The 17,794-nt window shown below is 69.7% G+C and carries 16 protein-coding genes; 1 reads left to right on the plus strand and 15 read right to left on the minus strand.

The genetic code is table 11. From position 1 onward, the window contains the following. Positions 1–18: 18 nt before the first annotated feature. From BJ958_RS08080 to BJ958_RS08120, 9 genes are all read right to left on the minus strand, one after another. Positions 19–621: a hypothetical protein gene (locus tag BJ958_RS08080; RefSeq protein WP_179726364.1), complete on the minus strand. Its 603-nt coding sequence runs from the start codon at positions 619–621 to the stop codon at positions 19–21. After that, positions 618–1,889, minus strand: a complete 1,272-nt coding sequence (locus BJ958_RS08085) for an MCE family protein (RefSeq protein ID WP_179726365.1) — start codon at positions 1,887–1,889, stop codon at positions 618–620. The genes BJ958_RS08080 and BJ958_RS08085 overlap by 4 nt, the downstream gene beginning before the upstream one ends. A 67-nt stretch (positions 1,890–1,956) precedes the next feature. Next, positions 1,957–3,324, minus strand: a complete 1,368-nt coding sequence (locus BJ958_RS08090; protein WP_273516314.1) for an MCE family protein — start codon at positions 3,322–3,324, stop codon at positions 1,957–1,959. Continuing rightward, positions 3,321–4,550 carry an MCE family protein gene (locus tag BJ958_RS08095; protein ID WP_179726366.1) on the minus strand — a complete coding sequence of 410 codons (1,230 nt, stop codon included), beginning with the start codon at positions 4,548–4,550 and terminating at the stop codon, positions 3,321–3,323. The genes BJ958_RS08090 and BJ958_RS08095 overlap by 4 nt, the downstream gene beginning before the upstream one ends. A gap of 5 nt (positions 4,551–4,555) precedes the next feature. Next, positions 4,556–5,545 carry an MCE family protein gene (locus BJ958_RS08100; RefSeq protein ID WP_179726367.1) on the minus strand — a complete coding sequence of 330 codons (990 nt, stop codon included), beginning with the start codon at positions 5,543–5,545 and terminating at the stop codon, positions 4,556–4,558. After that, positions 5,542–6,633: an MCE family protein gene (locus BJ958_RS08105; protein ID WP_179726368.1), complete on the minus strand. Its 1,092-nt coding sequence runs from the start codon at positions 6,631–6,633 to the stop codon at positions 5,542–5,544. Before BJ958_RS08105 ends, BJ958_RS08100 begins: the two co-directional genes overlap by 4 nt. Beyond that, positions 6,630–7,943, minus strand: a complete 1,314-nt coding sequence (locus tag BJ958_RS08110) for an MCE family protein (protein ID WP_179726369.1) — start codon at positions 7,941–7,943, stop codon at positions 6,630–6,632. Before BJ958_RS08110 ends, BJ958_RS08105 begins: the two co-directional genes overlap by 4 nt. 7 nt (positions 7,944–7,950) lie before the next feature. Beyond that, positions 7,951–8,787, minus strand: coding sequence for an MlaE family ABC transporter permease (locus tag BJ958_RS08115; protein ID WP_179726370.1), 837 nt, complete (start codon positions 8,785–8,787; stop codon positions 7,951–7,953). After that, a complete protein-coding gene (locus BJ958_RS08120; RefSeq protein ID WP_260805944.1) occupies positions 8,787–9,560 on the minus strand; it encodes an MlaE family ABC transporter permease in 774 nt (257 codons plus the stop codon). The genes BJ958_RS08115 and BJ958_RS08120 overlap by 1 nt, the downstream gene beginning before the upstream one ends. A gap of 180 nt (positions 9,561–9,740) precedes the next feature. Here BJ958_RS08120 and BJ958_RS08125 point away from each other — a divergent pair, with 180 nt between their 5' ends. Next, positions 9,741–10,427 carry an ion channel gene (locus BJ958_RS08125; protein WP_273516310.1) on the plus strand — a complete coding sequence of 229 codons (687 nt, stop codon included), beginning with the start codon at positions 9,741–9,743 and terminating at the stop codon, positions 10,425–10,427. Here the strand turns inward: BJ958_RS08125 and BJ958_RS08130 are convergent. The 6 genes from BJ958_RS08130 to BJ958_RS08155 all read right to left on the minus strand — a co-directional run bounded on the left by BJ958_RS08130 (position 10,408) and on the right by BJ958_RS08155 (position 17,782). Continuing rightward, complete coding sequence (locus BJ958_RS08130; protein ID WP_343052612.1) at positions 10,408–11,718, minus strand: MFS transporter; 1,311 nt, start codon at positions 11,716–11,718, stop codon at positions 10,408–10,410. The two genes, BJ958_RS08125 and BJ958_RS08130, sit on opposite strands and share 20 nt — an antisense overlap. A gap of 129 nt (positions 11,719–11,847) precedes the next feature. Continuing rightward, on the minus strand, positions 11,848–13,977 hold the full coding sequence (gene uvrB / locus BJ958_RS08135; protein ID WP_179726371.1) for an excinuclease ABC subunit UvrB: 2,130 nt from the start codon (positions 13,975–13,977) through the stop codon (positions 11,848–11,850). Between the two features lie 34 nt (positions 13,978–14,011). After that, complete coding sequence (locus BJ958_RS27715) at positions 14,012–14,563, minus strand: carboxymuconolactone decarboxylase family protein (protein WP_179726372.1); 552 nt, start codon at positions 14,561–14,563, stop codon at positions 14,012–14,014. Continuing rightward, a complete protein-coding gene (locus BJ958_RS08145; protein WP_179726373.1) occupies positions 14,560–15,447 on the minus strand; it encodes an SDR family oxidoreductase in 888 nt (295 codons plus the stop codon). Before BJ958_RS08145 ends, BJ958_RS27715 begins: the two co-directional genes overlap by 4 nt. 20 nt (positions 15,448–15,467) lie before the next feature. After that, positions 15,468–16,064, minus strand: a complete 597-nt coding sequence (locus BJ958_RS08150) for a TetR/AcrR family transcriptional regulator (RefSeq protein ID WP_179726374.1) — start codon at positions 16,062–16,064, stop codon at positions 15,468–15,470. A gap of 455 nt (positions 16,065–16,519) precedes the next feature. Further along, positions 16,520–17,782 carry a phospholipase D-like domain-containing protein gene (locus BJ958_RS08155; protein WP_273516305.1) on the minus strand — a complete coding sequence of 421 codons (1,263 nt, stop codon included), beginning with the start codon at positions 17,780–17,782 and terminating at the stop codon, positions 16,520–16,522. Positions 17,783–17,794: the final 12 nt, after the last annotated feature.

Consider the following 17,794-nt stretch of genomic DNA (forward strand, 5'->3'; position numbering starts at 1 on the left):
TCCTCGTCCTGCGCAGCCTCAGCCCAGCGCGACGTACTGGAGGTCCTTGGTCAGCCAGCGACCGCCCTCCCGCACGAGCTCGAGCTGGATGCGGTAGTTGCGGGCCTCCGGCTGGAAGTTCGTCGTCTTGTTCTTCACCGTGCCGCTGGTCGCGACGATGGCCGTGGCCGTGTCCTCGTCACCGGCGACCAGGCCGGTCCAGACGACCTCGGCGACCATGTTCGACTGCGCCTCGGTGGCGAGCTTCTCGAGGTCCTTCGCGCCCTTGGAGTACTGCGAGAGGAAGGTGCCGGTCGCCATCGACTTGACCGCCTCGATCGTGCGGTCGGGGTCCTGGTAGTCGAAGTTCACGAACGCGGTGACCATCTTGCTCGCGGCCTCGAGCTGGGCGGCGGTGCGCTCCTGCTCGGCGTCGTCCGCCAGCGGGACCGCCTCGACCAGTCCCCGGCCCACGTCCTGTCCCGCACCGGGGACGACGTCGGTGCCGTTGACCTCGTTGTCCGAGGTGGAGACGTGGATGTAGAGGAGCAACAGCGCCACGCAGCCGCAGACCACCGTGGCGGCGTAGAGGGCGATGTTGAGGCGGACGCGGCTCCTGTCCTGCGCCACGGGTGGGGTCACTTGCTCGCCACCGGACCGACCAACAGCCACTTCCACGCATCCCCTCCCAGGACGGAAAGGTCCTCCGGCTGCCGCAGCTCGACCGGAGTCCCCTGGTTGTCGACCAGCCCGGGCACCTGACCGGTGGACGGGTCGTAGGTGCCACTGTAGACGCGACCCGGCGAGGCCCGGTTCTTGCGGTACGCCGGCGCGTACTTGCTGCCGCGCATCGAGTACGGAGCCCCCGCGGTGCAGCCGACGTCGGCCGGCTTCTTGTCGGTCAGGTCCTGGGTCGAGCGCCACTCGGACGGCGGCAGGTAGCCCTGGGTGCACGGCGGCACGCTGTAGTCGAACTGCAGGTTGACGTGACCCCAGCCGTCCGCGGTGCTGCCGGTGGGTCCACCGGAGATGAGCACCGGGTAGGTGACGAGCAGCTGCTCGATGCCGTCGAGCTCGGTGACGAGCACCTGGTCGACGGTCACCAGGTCGCCCAGGAGCACCGGGACGGTCGGCGAGAGCTCCTTGAGCAGCCGGGTCAGTGCCTTCGCGGCCCCGGGGGTCGCGCTCAGCACCGTGCGCAGGTCGCCGTCGCTCCCCCGCAGCGCGCTGGTGAGCGTGTCGAGGTCCTCGGCGAACCGGCGGATGTTCTCCTTCTGCCCCTGCTGGGTCTTCAGGACGGCCAGGCCGCTGTCGAGCAGCTGGATCGTCTCGTCGGTGTGGGCGTTGGCCTCGGCGATGAACGCCGAGCCGCCGTCGAGCAGCTTCTGCAGGTCGTCACCGGTGTCGGTGAACATGGTGCCGAGCTCCTTGACGACCTTCTCGAGGCTGTCCTTGTCGACCGAGTCGACGAAGCGGTTGAGGTCGACCAGCAGGTCACCCTCGTCGACGGGCAGCGACTTGTCGTCGCCGGCGAAGCTCGAGCCGTCCTCGGCGTACGGCCCCTTCTCGTCGGGCGGCTGGAAGTCGAGGTACTGCTCGCCGACGGCCGAGAGGTTGTGCACGAACAGCCGCGAGTCCAGCGGCAGCCGGGTGTCCTCCTCGAGGTCGAGGGTGAGGTCGACGCCCTTCTCGGTGGTGTCCATCCTCGCCACCCGGCCGATCTTCACGCCCCGGTAGGTCACCTCGCTGCCCTCGAAGAGGCCGCCGGAGCCGGGCAGGCTCGCCGTGACCGTGATCCCCCGGCCGGTGATGCGGTCGACGACGCCGAGGTAGCTCGCCGCGATGTAGGTGATGCCGACGGCGCTGAGGACGACGAACGCCATCAGCCGGATCCGTACGCCCCTGGTCATCGGGGCCCCCGCGAAGTCGTGCGCTGGAGGAGCGCAGCGGGGGAAGCGGAGAACGTCGTGGGGTGGTTCATGCCAGTCCCCCGCCCAGCAGGCTCTGTGTCGATGTCCGGTACGACGACGGTCTCGCCCCGCCACCGGTCAGGCCGTTGAGCAGCCCGCCGAGCAGGCCGTTGGGCCCGAGCACGCCGTTCGAACCGCCGAGCAGGCCGCCGAGGTCGAGGTTGGGCAGCGAGGTCAGCAGCTTGCAGACCGGGCTGCCGCTGATCTTGGGGTCCTTGCACTTGGTCTGCAGGTCCTGGAGCAGGTTGACGTCACTGAGCACCTTGAGGCAGGACACGCTGGTGAGGCTGCCGCTCTTGAGGCACTTGGTGACCGAGTCGAGGACCTGGCCCAGGTCGGGCAGCTCGATCTCGGGCAGGCCGAGCGTCTTGTACAGGTTCTCGAGGTTGAGGTCGGCACGGATGATCGTGTCGGCGTAGTCGCCCTGCACGATGTTGTTGGCCGCCTGCGGGAACGGGAAGCTCACCAGCAGGTTGAGACCGGGCGCGAGCTGCTCGTCGGCCTCGGTGAGCCGGCGCAGGATCGGGCTGAGGTCCGCGAGGATCTTCAGCACGTCCTCCTTGCTCGCGTTGATCACGCGCGTGCCGACCACGCCGAGCTCGTCGAGGGAGCCGAGCATCGCGACCAGCTCGTCGTGCTGGGCGGCGAGCACGTCGACGGCCGGACCGACGGCGTCGAGCGCGTCGCCGATGGTCTTCTTCTCGGCGTTCAGCGTCGAGGTCAGGTTGTTGAGCGACTCGAGCGCCTGGATGATGTCGAGCTTCTGCTGGTCGATGGTCCCGACCACCGAGTCCAGCGACGACAGCAGGCTGCGCAGGCGGTCCTCACGACCGGACATCACCAGGTTGGCCTCCTTGGTGATGGTGCCGAGCTGGGCGACACCGCCTCCGCTGAGCAGGAAGGACAGCGCGCCGAGCACCTCCTCGACCTCGGGGTTGCGGCCCGTCTTGGCGAGCTCGATCTGGTCGCCCTGACCGAGCCGCCCGGTGGGCGCCTCCTGCTGGGGCGCCTGCAGCGAGACGTACTTCTCGCCCAGCAGGGAGACCTGCCGGATGTCGGCGATCGAGTTGTCGGGCAGCTTCACGTCGTCGCGCACCCGCAGGGTGACCTTGGCGTTCCAGCCCGAGCGCTCGACCTCGGTCACCTCGCCGACGACGACGTCGTCGACCATCACGGGAGAGCGCGGGACCACGTTGAGCACGTCGCGGAAGTACGCCGTGACCTCGAACGCGTCGTCGGCGTCGACCGGGTGCCCCGGCAGCGGCAGGTCGTAGGCACCGCTGAAGCTGCTGCACCCGGTGAGCAGGGCGGTGCCGAGCAGCAGCGCCACCAGGGCGTGCCACCTGCGGCGCAGCGACGGGCGCAGCGTGCTCACGAGCCACCTCCGAGCAGGTTCTGGACCGAGACGTCGTCACCGGTGGAGTAGGACACGTCGGAGATCGACGGCACCTGGACGCCCTTCTTCGAGGCCGCCTGCTTCGGCAGGTACTGCTTGTAGCCGGGCGGCAGCCACGGCAGCTTGGTGACGATCGGCTCGATCAGCTTCTCGATCAGCTCGCAGGCGGTGTCCTTGAGCGCCGGCGGCATCGCCGGATGCTGCTGGATCAGACCGCAGATGAAGCCGTCGGCGTCCCACACGTTGCCGCCGATGGCGAACCGGGAGTTCTGGCTGTCGCTGACGTGGTCGAAGCCCATCGCCAGGTTGCCCATCGCGACCGGCGCCACCTCGACGGCGGTCTGGATGTTCTCCTTCTCCGACGCGATCGTGCTCATCACCTCGGTGAGCTTCTGGATGTCGGCGACGAAGGCGTCGCGGTTGTTCTTGACGAACCCCTTGACGCTGCCGACCGCCTTCGCGACCGCGGCGACGGCCTTCTGCAGCTCGTCGCTCTCGTCGGCGAGCATCGCCGAGACGCCGGTGAGGTCCTGCATGAAGCCGCGGACCAGCGAGTCGTTCTCGGCGAGCGTGGTGGTGAACTTGGCGAGCTGGGTGACCGACTCGAACAGCGGCCCGGCGCCGTCGCCGAAGGTCTGCGCCGCGTCCGCGAGGTCCTGGATCATCTGGTTGCCCTTGGCACCCTGGCCGCTGAAGGCCTTGTTGCCTGCCTCGAGCAGGTGGTCGAGGGTGCCGTCGGCGTTGACGCCGTTGGGCCCCAGCGCCCGGGTCAACGCCTGGAGGCTGCCGTAGATGCGGTCCAGCTCGACCGGCACCGCGGTCTCGGGCAGCGCGATGTCGGCACCGTCGGCCATCACGTCGCCGCCCTGGAACACCGGGGTGAGCTGGACGAAGCGGTCCGCGACCAGCGTCGGCGTGACGATGACGGCCTGGGCCTTCGCCGGGACCTTGTAGGAGGCGTCGTACTCCATGTCGACCCGCACCGAGTTGCCCTCGGGGGTCACGGCGGTCACTTTGCCGACGTTGACGCCGAGGATCCGCACGTCGGTGCCCTTGTAGACGCTGACGGCCCGCGGGAAGTGCGCGGTGACGGTCTTCATCTGCGCCGGTGAGCGGACCAGGTTGACGCTCACGGCGAGCAGGAGGACGACGGCGACGAGCGCGATGACGCGCCGGTCGATGCGCTTGAGGACGGTGGACACCATGGCGATCACAGCCCCGTTCCGGGGACGAACTCACCGGTCGGGATCGCGAGCACGTTCGCGGCGTACGCGTCGAACCAGGGCCCGGTGCCGATGATGTTGCTGAGGATGGACACATAGGGCCCGAGCGCGGCGAGGGTCGCCTTGAGCTTGTCCTTCTTGGAGACCAGGAAGCTCACCAGCCCGTCGACCTCGGCGAGGGCGGGGCCGATCTGCTGCTCGTTGTCCTTGACCACGCCGCGCAGCTCCTTGGCGAGGGTGCGGGCGTTGACGAGCAGTGCGTGCACGGCGTCCTTGCGCTTGGTCAGCTCCTGGAAGACGAGGTCGCTGTTCTTCATCAGGTCGACGATGTCGTCGCTGCGGTCGGCGAGGACCTTCGTGACCTCCTTCGAGCTCTCGAACAGGGTCTGGATCTCTGCGTCGCGCGACGCGATGCTGCGCGAGAGCCGGGAGATGCCGTCGAAGGAGGCCTGGATCTCGGGTGCGGACTCGTCGAGGGTGTCGGCGACGGTGTCCAGCGCCGTGGCGAGCTGCTGGGTGTCGATCTCCTCGGTCGTGGTGGTGAGGTCGCCGAAGACGCCGACGATGTCGTAGGCCGCCTGCGTGCGCTCCAAAGGGATGGTGCCGCCCTCGGCGAGCTGGCCCTTGCCCCCGGGGGTGAGGTCGAGGAACTTCTCGCCGAGCAGGTTGAGCACCTCGATCGAGGCGCTGCTCTCCTTGCCGAAGTCGACGTCGCCGTCGATCTCGAACTTCACCCGGACCCGGTCGCCGGCGAGGGTGACCGCGGCGACGCGGCCGACGCGGATGCCGCCGACCTGGACGATGTTGCCCTTGTGGATGCCGCTGGCGTCGCTGAACTCGGCGTAGTAGGTCGTGCCGCGGAAACCGGGGAACTTGCCCAGGTTGAAGGTCGCGGCGGACACCACGGCCATCACCACGAGGGTGATGACGCCGAGGCGGAGGACGCGGGCGTCGCGGGCGCGCTGGTGCTTGTTCATCGGTCCTGACACCTCGGCGCCTTGGACTTGAAGGAGAAGTTCGTGAGGTAGTCCTCGATCTCCTTGAGGATCGGCAGGTCCTTGATGATGGGCAGCCGGATCCGCGCGGAGACGCCGCAGACGTAGTACTGGTACCAGGAGCCGTACGTGCCGGTGCGGGTCTGGTCGGTCATCATCTCCGGCATCCGGTTGAGGAGGCTGGCCAGGTTGTCCCGGTTCTCCTTCTTGTTCAGCAGCTTCGCCAGGTCGCGCAGCGCGGCGATGTCCTCCTTGACCAGCGGCCGGCCACGGCGCAGCAGGTCGGCGACGGCGACGGTCAGCTCGGAGATGTTGTCGAGCGAGGAGCCGATCGTGTCGCGGTCCCTGGCGAGGTCGGTCATCCAGTCCTTGAGCGAGACGATGAGCGAGCTCAGCTGCTGGTGCCGGTCGTCGACCGTCTTCAGGGTCTGGGTCAGGTTGGTGATCACGTCCCCGACCAGCTGGTCGCGGTCGGCGAGGGTCGAGGTCAGCGACGCGGTGTGGTCGAGCAGGCTCTTGACCGTGCCTCCCTCGCCCTGGAGCACCTGGACCAGGTTCATGCTCAGCTCGTTGACCTGGTCGGGCGTCAGGGCCGCGAACAGGGGCTTGAAGCCGTCGAAGAGGACCGTCAGGTCGAGCGCCGGCTCGGTGTTGCCCACCGGGATGGTGGCGCCGTCGGCCAGCGGCTCCGCATCGGCCGCACCGGTGCCCTGCTCGAGCGCCATGTAGCGGTCGCCGACCAGGTTGAGGAACCGGATCTTGGCCTGCGACGCCGTGGTCATCTTGACACCGGAGTCGACCTTGAAGGTCACCTTGGCCATGGTGCGGTGGTAGTGCTCGACCTTCTTCACCTCGCCGACGTTGACGCCGGCGACCCGGACGTCGTCGCCCTTCTCCAGCATCGTGGCGTTGGTGAAGATCGCCTGGTACTCGTTGCGGTCGCCGAAGCCGACGTTGCCCATGATCACGGCCAGCAGGCCGGTCACGAACACCGACACGAGCGTGAAGATGGCGAGCTTGATCGCCGCGGCCCTGGTGGCCGCGTTGCGCTGGTTCCCCCCGGGGTTCATCCGGCTGCCTTCCCTTCCCGGACGACCGGCCCGTAGAGCAGCGTGCCCAAGGAGCCGTACGACGCCGGGTCGTGGCCGCTGTGACCGGCGAGCATCGCGTTGACGACGCGCTGCTCGGCCTCGGTGCCGGCGTACCCGCTGTCGATGGCGGACGGCCGGCCCAGCAGGCCCTGCAACGGGAGCGGCGAGAAGCCGCCCTTCTCGTCGATGTCGGAGCCCTGGTCGAGCGGGTGCGCGGGCGCCGGGATGGTGAAGTTCGGCAGGCCCAGGCACCACGGGCCGTGCCCGACCTCGCCGTACGTCGGCAGGTCGCGCTCGTCGTAGGGCCGGAACTGCGGCTGGAAGAACTCGATGTACTGCTTGACCACGTTGCCCTCGAACGTCTTGGACAGGATCGGCGCGTAGTTGGCGGCGCCGCGGATCAGGCAGGGGAACTCCGGGGAGTACTCGGCGAGCAGGTCGAGCACGGGAGCGGTGACCTGGCCCATCCGGATCAGGTTCTGCTCGTTGTCGGCCAGGAACTTCGTCGCGGTGTCGGACAGGCCGGTCAGGTCGGAGAAGAAGACGTCGAGGTCCTTGGCCTTCTCGGTGACCGTCTTGCTGGTGACCGTCACGTTGTCGAGCACGTCGAGCAGGTCGGGCGCGGCGACGTCGTACGCGTCGGCGACGTCGGCGAGCGCGACCAGGTCCTTGCGCAGCGTCGGCAGGTGGTCGTCGATCGCACCGATGTAGTCGCCGAGCTGGTCCATGGTCTCGCCGAGCTTCTCGCCGCGGCCCTCGAGCGCGGTGGCCAGGGCGTGCAGCGTGGCGTTCAGGTCGGCGGGACGCACCGCACGCAGCAGCGGGAACAGGTTGGCGAGCACCTGGCTGAGCTCGACGTTGGTCTCCACCCGGTCGGCGGGGATGACGTCCCCGTCCTGCAGGTGCCCGCTGGCCGCCTCGGGACGGACGAGCGCGACGAACTTCTGGCCGAACAGCGTGGTCGGCAGGATCCGCACGCTGACGTTGGCCGGGATCTTCCTCGCGGCGTCGTTGTCGATGGCCAGGGTGATCTCGGCCTGCTCGCCGTCCTGGTCGATCTTGTCCACCCGGCCGACGAGGACGCCGTTGATCCGGACGTCGCCGAACTTGGCCAGCTGCAGGCCCGCCCGGTCCGCCTTGACGGTGACCACGGTCGAGCTGTCGAAGGTCTTGTTGTAGATCGCGATCGAGAGCCACACCAGCAGCGCGATCACGGACAGGAACACGACCCCGGCGACGAGGAGCCGGTTGTGCTCCTTGGCGCTGTCGTGGTGGATGTTGATCAGCATCGCCGGCTCACCCCGTGATCCGCACGGTCGTCGTCGAGCCCCAGATGGCGAAGGTCAGGAAGAAGTCGGCCATCACGATCGTCACGATGCTGGTCCGGATCGCCTTGCCGACGGCCCGGCCGACGCCGGCGGGACCGCCCGACGCGGTGTAGCCGTAGTAGCAGTGGATGAGGATCACCGCGACGGCGAGGAAGAGCAGCTTGAAGAACGACCACACCATGTCGATCGGCGGCAGGAACTGCAGGAAGTAGTGGTCGTAGGTGCCGCCCGACTGGCCGTAGATCATGGTGACGATCAGCCGGGGCGAGAGGTACGACGCGCACAGGGCCACGATGTAGAGCGGGATGACCGCGACGAAGGCGGCGATCATCCGGGTCGTGACGAGGAACGGCAGCGACGGGATGCCCATCACCTCGAGCGCGTCGATCTCCTCCGAGATCCGCATCGCGCCCAGGCGGGCGGTGTAGCCGCAGCCGACGGTCGCGGCCAGTGCGATCGAGGACACCAGCGGCGCGACCTCGCGGGTGTTGAAGTAGGCGGAGATGAAGGCGCTGAACTTCGCGACGCCGATCTGGCTCAGCGACGCGTAGCCCTGGATGCCGACCTCGGTGCCGGCGAAGAAGGCCATGAACGCGATCACGCCGACCGAGCCCAGGATCAGGCTCAGGCCGCCCGCACCGAAGGCGACCTCGGCGAGGGTGCTCAGGATCTCGCGCGGGTAGCGCCTGACCGCCCGCGGCGCCCAGGCCAGGGCCTTGACGTAGAACAGCAGCTGGTCGCCGTACCCCTCGAGGGAGGAGCGCCCGCTCCTGTAGGTGTTGGAGACGAAGTCGGCGGCTGCCATCACAACCCCACCGGCGGAGCGACCTGGAAGTAGATCGCGGTGATCACCGCGTTGAGGAAGAACAGCGCCATGAACGCGATGATCACCGACTCGTTGACCGCCCGGCCGACACCGCTGGGTCCGCCGCCGGCGTTGAGACCCTTGTAGGCACCGATGATCGCGGCGAGCCAGCCGAAGATGATCGCCTTGATCATGGCGATGTAGAGGTCGGGCAGCGAGGCCAGCGCGGTGAACGACGACAAGAACGCGCCGGCCGACCCGCCCTGGACGATGACGGTGAAGAAGTAGCCGCCTCCGATGCCGGTGCCGATCACGATGCCGTTGATCATGAAGGCGACGAACATGGTCGCCACCACCCGCGGCGCGACCAGCCGCTCGAGCGGGTCGATGCCGAGGACCTCCATCGCATCGATCTCCTCGCGGATCTTGCGCGCGCCGAGGTCGGAGCAGATCGCCGAGCCGGCTGCGCCGGCGATGATCATCGCGGCCGCCATCGGTGCCGCCTCGCGCACCGTGGCGAGCACGGCCGTCGCACCCGCGAAGGACTGGGCGCCGAGCTGGCCGGTCAGGTTGCCGACCTGGAGCGAGATGACCGCGCCGAACGGGATCGAGACCATGATCGTCGGCATCAGCGTCACGCTGGTGACGAACCAGGCCTGCTCGAGGAACTCCCGCACCTGGAAGGGCCGGGTGAAGATCCGCTTGGTCACCTCGACGACCATCAGCGCGATCTCGCCAGGGCCACGCACGACCGCCATGGCATTGAAGGCCACGCCCCGACTCCTCTCCCCACATGTCCAAAGCCGGTCCCGCTCCAGGGACCCGGCGATATTAGAACACGTTCTCGTTGTGACCAAGGTGACTTGGCCAGCCCTCGGTCTTTTTTGCTCCTCGTCCCGCTCAACGCCGTCGTGGTGGCGGGGGTCACGCCGAGGGGTCCCTAGGATCGGCCCGTGCAGTCCTCCGCCGCGCGGCCGTCCCGGCCACTGGAAGTGATCGGCCGCCACCCCTCGGCGCTCCTGCTGGCGGCACAGCTGGTGGTGGTGCTCGCCTACCCCGCGCTCGAGGGATCGGCGGCCGGGCGCGCGGTGGTCGGCGTGGTCCAGATGGTCGTCGTGCTCTCGGCGGTGTGGGCGGTGCGGCGGACGGCGACCCTGCGCTGGGTGGTCCTGTTCCTGGGCGCACCGGCCGTCGTCCTGGCCGTGCTGGAGGCGGTGCAGCCGGACGTGGAGTGGATCGTGCTGGCCTCCGCCGCCTTCCACGTCCCGTTCTACTTCTTCGTGTCGTACGCCATGATCCGCTACCTCTTCCACGACGACCGGGTGACCGCCGACGAGATCTTCGCGACCGGCGCCGCGTTCACTGTCGTGGCCTGGGCCTTCGCCTACCTGTACGCCGCGGCCCAGGTCCTCTGGCCGGGTTCGTTCGTCGGCTTCAACAGTCCCGACGGCAGCGCGCCGCTGACCTGGTTCGAGCTGCTCTTCTTGTCCTTCACCACGCTGACCAGCGTCGGGCTGTCGGACGTGTACCCGGTCGTGAGCCAGGCTCGGTCGTTCGTGATGGTCGAGCAGGTCGCGGGCGTCTTCTACGTGGCGCTCGTCGTGGCCCGCCTGGTCGGCCTCAGCGCGCGTCGGGCGTGAGGTCCACCATCGAGGACCCGCCGGCCACCTGCTCGCGGGTGGTCAACGAGCGGATCCGGCGCCGGTAGCGCAGCACCTGCACCACGCCGAGGGTCCACAGGACGTACTGGGTGGCCATCGCCCAGCGGAACGCCTCGGGCGTGTAGTCCTGCGCGCCGGGTGTCAGCGCGTCGAGCACCGCACCGACGGCAAGGACGGCCAGCAGGCCCGAGGTGAAGCCGCCGACGTTGATGATCCCGCTCGCACTCGCCGTGCGGTGGTCGGGGTTGCTCGTGCGCGCGACGTCGAAGCCGATCATCGACCCGGGCCCGCCGGCGCCGACCACGACGATCAGCAGGACCAGCAGCAGGAGCGGGGCGTCCCCGGGCCACAGCAGCACCAGCGCCCAGACCGTCGCAAGCGCGCCGACGATGACCAGCGCCGTCGTCGAGCGGTGCCACGGGTGCCGCCCGACCAGCCAGCCGAGCAGCGGGCCGTAGCCCACGGAGGTCGCCACGAGCAGCGAGAGCAGCGCGCTCGCCGTCCCGGCGGAGACGTGCTCGGCCGTCACCAGGAACGGGAAGCCCCACAGCAGGCCCATCAGGGTCGTGCTGAACGGCGTCGAGAAGTGCACCCACAGCCCGAGCCGGGTCCCCGGCTGGGCCCACGAGGCGGCCAGGCTCGCCGCGAGGGCGCGCGCCGTCATCGGTACGCCGCGCAGGTGCGCCTGCGTCGGCGTGTCGTGGAGCAGCACCCGCAGCAGGACGAGCGCGACGAGCCCGACGAGCGCGCCGCCGAGGTAGGCGCGGGTCCACCCGAGGTGGCCCAGCGCCCAGGTCATCGGCGCGGCCGCGGCGAGTGCGCCGAGCTGGCCGAGGTTGCCGGTCAGCTGGCTGACCAGCGGCACCTGGCGCCGGGGGAACCACGAGGTGACCAGGCGCAGCACGCAGATGAACGTCATCGCGTCACCCGCACCGACCAGCACCCGGGCGCCCAGGGCCAGCGCGTAGCTGTCGGCGAACGCGAACGCCGCCTGCCCGGTGCTGACCACGGTGACGGCGGCCGTGAGCACGGTCCGCGAGCCGAACCGGTCGACCATCAGCCCGACCGGGATCTGCATGGAGGCGTAGACCAGCAGCTGGAGCACCGTGAACGACGCCAGCTGGCTGGCCGAGATGTCGAAGCGATCGGTCGCGGCGAGGCCGGCGACGGCGAGGCTGCTGCGGTGGAAGACGGCGAGGGCGTAGACGAGGAGGCCGACGACCCACACGGTGTAGCGACGCCCGGGGACCGACCCAGGCTCGTTGCTCACACCAGCAGGGTATCGGCTTCCTGTGGCCCAGACCGCCTCGGCAGGGACGTGCGACGGCTCACTTCGTCGCCTGCGCTCGCGCGCTCGTCGGGAGCGCTCCGAGCTCGTTCCTCGCTCGGCGCTCCCTCCTCACTTGGTCGCTTCCATCATCTGGCGCAGCTCCTTCTTGAGCTCGCCGATCTCGTCGCGCAGCCGCGCGGCCAGCTCGAACTGCAGCTCGGCGGCCGCGGCCTTCATCTGGTCGGTGAGGTCCTGGATCAGCTGGGCAAGGTCCGAGCTCGGCAGTCCGGCCAGCTCGGCGGCGTGCCCGCCGATGTCGGTCGAGCGCAGCTGGGGCGTGGGCGACTTCTTCGGCTTCACTCCCCCGGCGCGCCCCTTCTGGCCGACGTCGGCCCAGGTCTGCAGCAGCTCCTGGGTGGTCTCGTCCTCGCGCGCCAGCATCTCAGTGATGTCGGCGATCTTCTTGCGCAGCGGCTGCGGGTCGATGCCGTGGGCCTCGTTGTAGGCGACCTGCTTGGCCCGGCGCCGGTTGGTCTCGTCGATGGCCGACTCCATCGACGGGGTGATCCGGTCGGCGTACATGTGGACCTCGCCCGACACGTTGCGCGCCGCGCGGCCGATGGTCTGGATGAGCGACTTGTCGGAGCGCAGGAAGCCCTCCTTGTCGGCGTCGAGGATCGACACCAGCGACACCTCGGGCAGGTCGAGGCCCTCACGGAGCAGGTTGATGCCGACGAGGACGTCGTAGGCGCCCAGCCGCAGGTCGCGCAGCAGCTCGATCCGCTTGAGGGTGTCGACCTCGGAGTGGAGGTAGCGGGTGCGGATGCCGGCGTCGAGGAGGTAGTCGGTGAGGTCCTCGGACATCTTCTTGGTCAGCGTGGTGACCAGGACGCGTTCCTGCTTCTCGGCACGCTGGCGGATCTCGTGGATCAGGTCGTCGATCTGGCCCTTGGTCGGCTTGACCACGACCTGGGGGTCGACCAGGCCGGTCGGGCGGATGATCTGCTCGACGACGTCGCCCTGCACCTTGTCGAGCTCGTAGTCGCCCGGCGTCGCGGACAGGTAGACCGTCTGCCCGATCCGCTCGAGGAACTCCTCCCAGCGCAGCGGGCGGTTGTCCATCGCGCTCGGCAGCCGGAAGCCGTGCTCGACCAGGTTGCGCTTGCGCGACATGTCGCCCTCGTACATCCCGCCGATCTGCGGGACCGCGACGTGGGACTCGTCGACGACGAGCACGAAGTCCTCGGGGAAGTAGTCGAGCAGCGTGTTGGGCGCGCTGCCGCGCGAGCGGCCGTCCATGTGCATCGAGTAGTTCTCGATGCCCGAGCAGGAGCCGACCTGGCGCATCATCTCGATGTCGTACGTCGTGCGCATCCGCAGCCGCTGCGCCTCGAGCATCTTGCCCTGCCGCTCGAAGGTCTGCAGCTGCTCGGCGAGCTCGGCCTCGATGCCGTTGATCGCCCGCTCCATCCGCTCCGGGCCGGCGATGTAGTGGCTCGCCGGGAAGACGTAGAGCTCCTGGTCCTCGGTGAGCACCTCGCCGGTGACCGGGTGCAGCGTCATCAGCCGCTCGATCTCGTCGCCGAAGAACTCGATCCGAACCGCCAGCTCCTCGTAGACCGGGAAGATCTCGAGGGTGTCGCCACGGACCCGGAAGGTGCCGCGGGTGAAGGCCAGGTCGTTGCGGGTGTACTGGATCTCGACCAGGCGGCGCAGCACGGAGTCGCGGTCGTGCTCCTCGCCGACGCGCAGCCGGACCATCCGGTCGACGTACTCCTGCGGGGTGCCCAGGCCGTAGATGCACGACACGGTCGAGACCACGATCACGTCGCGGCGGGTGAGCAGGCTGTTGGTCGCCGAGTGCCGCAGCCGCTCGACCTCCTCGTTGATCGAGGAGTCCTTCTCGATGTAGGTGTCCGTCTGGGGGACGTAGGCCTCGGGCTGGTAGTAGTCGTAGTAGGAGACGAAGTACTCGACCGCGTTGTCGGGGAACAGCTGGCGCAGCTCGTTGGCGAACTGCGCGGCCAGCGTCTTGTTGGGCTGGAGCACGAGCAGCGGCCGCTGCACCTGCTCGGCCACCCACGCCACCGTCGCGGTCTTGCCGGTGCCGGTCGCGCCGAGCAGGACGACGTCCTGGACGCCGTCATTGAGACGCCTGGTGATCTCGGCGATCGCGGCCGGCTGGTCGCCCGAGGGCTGGTAGTCGGACTGCACGTGGAAGGGCGCGACGCGACGCTCGAGATCGGTGACCGGACGCATGGCTCCAGCGTACGAGGGGGCGCCGACACTCCCCTCACCGTGGCTGGTCGGGCTGGACCCGCAGCGCGTGCAGCGCGGTGGCGAGCATCGCGTAGTGGCCCACGAGCATCACGATCTCGATCCGCTCGCGGTCTTCGAAGGACTCCCCCAGCGCGGTCCACAGGTCGTCGGACAGGTCCTGGTCGGCGAGCAGCTCGTCGCTCGCGCGCAGCAGCAGCCGCTCGCGCTCGCTCAGCCCCGGGTGCTCGCCGAAGGCCTCGACCACCGCGACCTCCTCGCGCGACAACCCGGCCCGGCGCGCCAGGCGGCGGTGCTGCTCGAGCTCGTACGCCGAGCCGCGGCGGGCCGCGACCCGCACGATGACCAGCTCCGACTCGCGCCGGGACAGCCGGCCGCCGGGCATCAACCGGCCCGCGAAGTGCAGCCAGCCCCAGAACAGCCGGCGGTGCCGGCCCAGGGTCAAGAAGACGGCCGGCGGCTCGGTGCCCTGCACCCTCCCCGCGATCCGGGCGAAGGCCGCCACGAACGGACCGACCTCGCGCCAGCCGCCGGGCGTGATCCGCGCGCCGCTGACCGGGCGGTTCACGCCGCCTCCGTCCGACGGGCCTGCTCGACGGCGGGCAGCACCCGGTTGGCGCCGTAGTTGAACGCGCGCATCGCCACGGCGTACCCGGGCGGGAACCAGCGCTGCAGCCAGTGGACGAGCCGGATGTCGGACGAGGTGTAGACCCAGTAGCGGTTGCGCAGCGCGCCCTTCCAGATCGCGGTGGCGGCCTGCTCGGGCGAGACCGCCCGCTTCTGGAAGCGGCGACGGGCGCGGACGAACGCCCTGCTCTGCTGGTCGACACCGGCGATCCGGATGGTCTCGACCAGGCCGGTGTCGACCCCTCCCGGGCAGACCAGGCTGACCCCGATCCGGTGCTTGCGCAGGTCGTAGCGCAGCACCTCGGAGACCCCGCGCAGGCCGAACTTGGTCGCGCTGTAGGCGGCGTGCCACGGCATCGCGATGATGCCCGCGGCGGAGGAGACGTTGACCAGCTGCCCACCGCGGCCCGCGTCGATCATCGGCGGCACGAACTCCTCGATGACGTGGATCGGGCCCATCAGGTTGACGTCGACCAGGCGCTGCCAGTGCTCGGGCTCGAGACTGCGGACCGTGCCCCAGATCGCGATGCCGGCGACGTTGAGGACGACGTCCATCGCGCCGGCCCGTTCGGTGACGTGGGCCGCGAGGCGGCGCACCTGCTGGTGGTCGGAGACGTCGGCGACCTCGGCCGTGCCGACCGTGCCGCCGCGTGCGCGGATCGCGTCGGCGACCTCGGCGAGCCGGTCGGGCTGCACGTCGGTGAGGTGCACCACGGCACCGCGGTCGGCGGCCTGCTCGGCGACGGCGCGACCGATGCCGGAGGCGGCACCGGTGACCAGGACCTGCTTGCCGGCGAGGTCACGGACGGGAGCACGGAACCACATGGACTTCTCCTGATCGGTTGTCAGCTCGAGAACAGCGACGCCGCGAGGGCGACGAGCGGCCGGTGCAGCCCTGCCAGGGACGCCGGCTCGTCGAGGGTGATCCGGGTGGTCACCATCTGGACGACCGCGGCGAGCAGGGCCTCGCAGGCGAACTGCGCCTGCGCGTCGTCCGCCGAGAAGATCTCGGCGAGCACCGCAGCGGCCTCCCGCTGGACCTCGACCCGCCGCCGCATCGCCTCGGGGCCGGCGGCGTAGACCTCGACGAGGAAGAGCCGGGCCCGGCCGGGGTCCTCGGCGAGGGCGGCGAGGTAGCGGCCGAGCAGGTCGGAGAACCGGTCCAGCGGCGTGCCGGAGCCGGCGATCCCGGCCGCGAAGCCGGTCCTCAGCGCGTCGGTCGCCCAGGCGTACGCCGCGATGAAGCACTCCTGCTTCGAGCCGAAGTGCTGGTAGAAGGTCTCGCGCGAGACGCCGGCTCGCCTGATGATCTCGGCGACCGGGGTCGCGACGTACCCGCGCTCGGTCATCGCCGCCGCGAGGGCGCGGAACATCCGCTCGCGCTGGTCGGCCGCCACCTCGGCACGGCTCAGCCCGTGCCGGCCGCGGGGCAGGGTCGCCATGCGCCGCAGAGTTTCACGAACAGTGGTGTTCGTCAATGCTGTATGGCGCTCGCTGCGCTCGCGCATGTCGCGCGCGCTTTTGCGCGTCGCCTTCCTCCGCTCCGCTCGCTGGCGCTCGCTCCGCTTCGTCCAGGCAACGCGGCGCGCGCGACGAGTCTCAGCCGAACGTCATGCGCACCCCCACGACGCACAGCCGAAGGCCGTCGGGCGCCCCACGTGGTCTGGACCGAGCGGAGCGAGCGAGGAACGAGCGAGCGCAGCGAGGGAAGACCACGCGCCAAAGCGCTCGCATGTCGCGCGCGCTTTCGCGCGTCGCCTTCCTCCGCTGCGCTCGCTGGCGCTCGCTCCGCTTCGTCCAGGCAACGCGGCGCGCGCGACGAGGCTCAGCCGAACGTCATGCGCACCCCCACGACGCCCGACATGCGCGAGCGAAGCGCACCAGCCCCGACCCGCCCCTACAAGAGCGGCCGCAGCGGGGCGAGCACCGCCTCGGTGAACTTGCGGTGCACGTCGCGTGCCTCCCACTCGCCGCTGGTCAGCTCGAGGCAGTTCGACTGGTCCACCTCGAAGATCTCCTCGAGCTCCCGGGCGAAGCCCTCGTCGATGATCTCGACGTTGATCTCGAAGTTGCCCGTCAGGCTGAGCCGGTCGATGTTGGCGGTGCCGACCGTCGCCCAGGTGCCGTCGACGGTGGCGGTCTTCGCGTGCACCATCGCGTCGCGGTAGCGCAGGATCCGCACGCCGGCGTCGAGCAGCTGGGTGAAGTGACCGCGGGAGATCCAGTCGGCCACGATGTGGTTGGACTTGAGCGGAAGCAGCAGGCGTACGTCGACCCCGCGCCGGGCCGCGGCCTTCACCGCGTCGATGAAGTCCTCGTCGGGCAGGAAGTAGGCCTGGGTCATCCACACGTTGCGGCTGGCCCGGTTGATCGCCTCGATGTACATCGCGCGGATCGGGAACATCCACAGCCGCGGCACGTTGCGCTGCACCCGGACCCGCGGCTCCCAGGTGGAGGCGGTCTCGAGCAGCAGCGGTCGCTCGGAGGTGCGTAGCCGGCGGCGCCGGTTGAGGTTCCAGAAGTCGGCGAAGGCCCGCTTGAGGTCCCACACCGCGGGCCCGGTGATCCGGACGTGGGTGTCGCGCCACTCCGACTCGTAGGCCGAGCCGATGTTGTAGCCGCCCACGAAGCCGACGTTGTCGTCGACCACCAGGATCTTGCGGTGGTCGCGCCCGTAGCGGCGCAGGTCGAAGAACCGCCAGCCGGCCGTGTAGACCGGGTAGCGCAGCACCTTCACGCTCGACGGGAAGCGCTGGAAGGCCGGTGAGACCACGAGGTTCGCGAAGCCGTCGTAGATGCAGTAGACGTCGACGCCGCGCTCGGCAGCCGCGATCAGCGCGCGCTTGAACCGCTCCCCCGTCGCGTCGCCCTTCCAGATGTAGGTCTCGAAGAGGATCTGGCGCTGGGCGCCCTCGATCGCGGCGAGCATGTCGTCGTACAGGTCGCGACCGAAGGTGTACGTCGTCACGTCCCCGTCGCCCACGGCGACCGTGCGCGGGGCGGTGGTCGGGAACGGCTTGGGCCGCTTGCCGCGCCGCCGGTAGGAGTCGACGAGCGACATCGCGATGGCGACGACGAACGGGATGCCGACCAGGGTCAGCAGGACGCGCCGCAGCACGGTCCTCAGGCCGGCCAGCGAGTCCCCGTCGTCGTTCGCCACGCGCGTCAATCT

The sequence above is a fragment of the Nocardioides kongjuensis genome, assembly GCF_013409625.1.
In the GTDB taxonomy this organism is placed as follows: domain Bacteria; phylum Actinomycetota; class Actinomycetes; order Propionibacteriales; family Nocardioidaceae; genus Nocardioides; species Nocardioides kongjuensis.

Bases quoted from the DNA above. Each gene is read 5' to 3' on its own strand.
- BJ958_RS08085 (WP_179726365.1), bottom strand. From the start codon at position 1,889: ATGACCAGGGGCGTACGGATCCGGCTGATGGCGTTCGTCGTCCTCAGC.
- BJ958_RS08095 (WP_179726366.1), bottom strand. From the start codon at position 4,550: ATGGTGTCCACCGTCCTCAAGCGCATCGACCGGCGCGTCATCGCGCTC.
- BJ958_RS08100 (WP_179726367.1), bottom strand. From the start codon at position 5,545: ATGAACAAGCACCAGCGCGCCCGCGACGCCCGCGTCCTCCGCCTCGGC.
- BJ958_RS08105 (WP_179726368.1), bottom strand. From the start codon at position 6,633: ATGAACCCCGGGGGGAACCAGCGCAACGCGGCCACCAGGGCCGCGGCG.
- BJ958_RS08110 (WP_179726369.1), bottom strand. From the start codon at position 7,943: ATGCTGATCAACATCCACCACGACAGCGCCAAGGAGCACAACCGGCTC.
- BJ958_RS08115 (WP_179726370.1), bottom strand. From the start codon at position 8,787: ATGGCAGCCGCCGACTTCGTCTCCAACACCTACAGGAGCGGGCGCTCC.
- uvrB (WP_179726371.1), bottom strand. From the start codon at position 13,977: ATGCGTCCGGTCACCGATCTCGAGCGTCGCGTCGCGCCCTTCCACGTG.
- BJ958_RS08145 (WP_179726373.1), bottom strand. From the start codon at position 15,447: ATGTGGTTCCGTGCTCCCGTCCGTGACCTCGCCGGCAAGCAGGTCCTG.
- BJ958_RS08150 (WP_179726374.1), bottom strand. From the start codon at position 16,064: ATGGCGACCCTGCCCCGCGGCCGGCACGGGCTGAGCCGTGCCGAGGTG.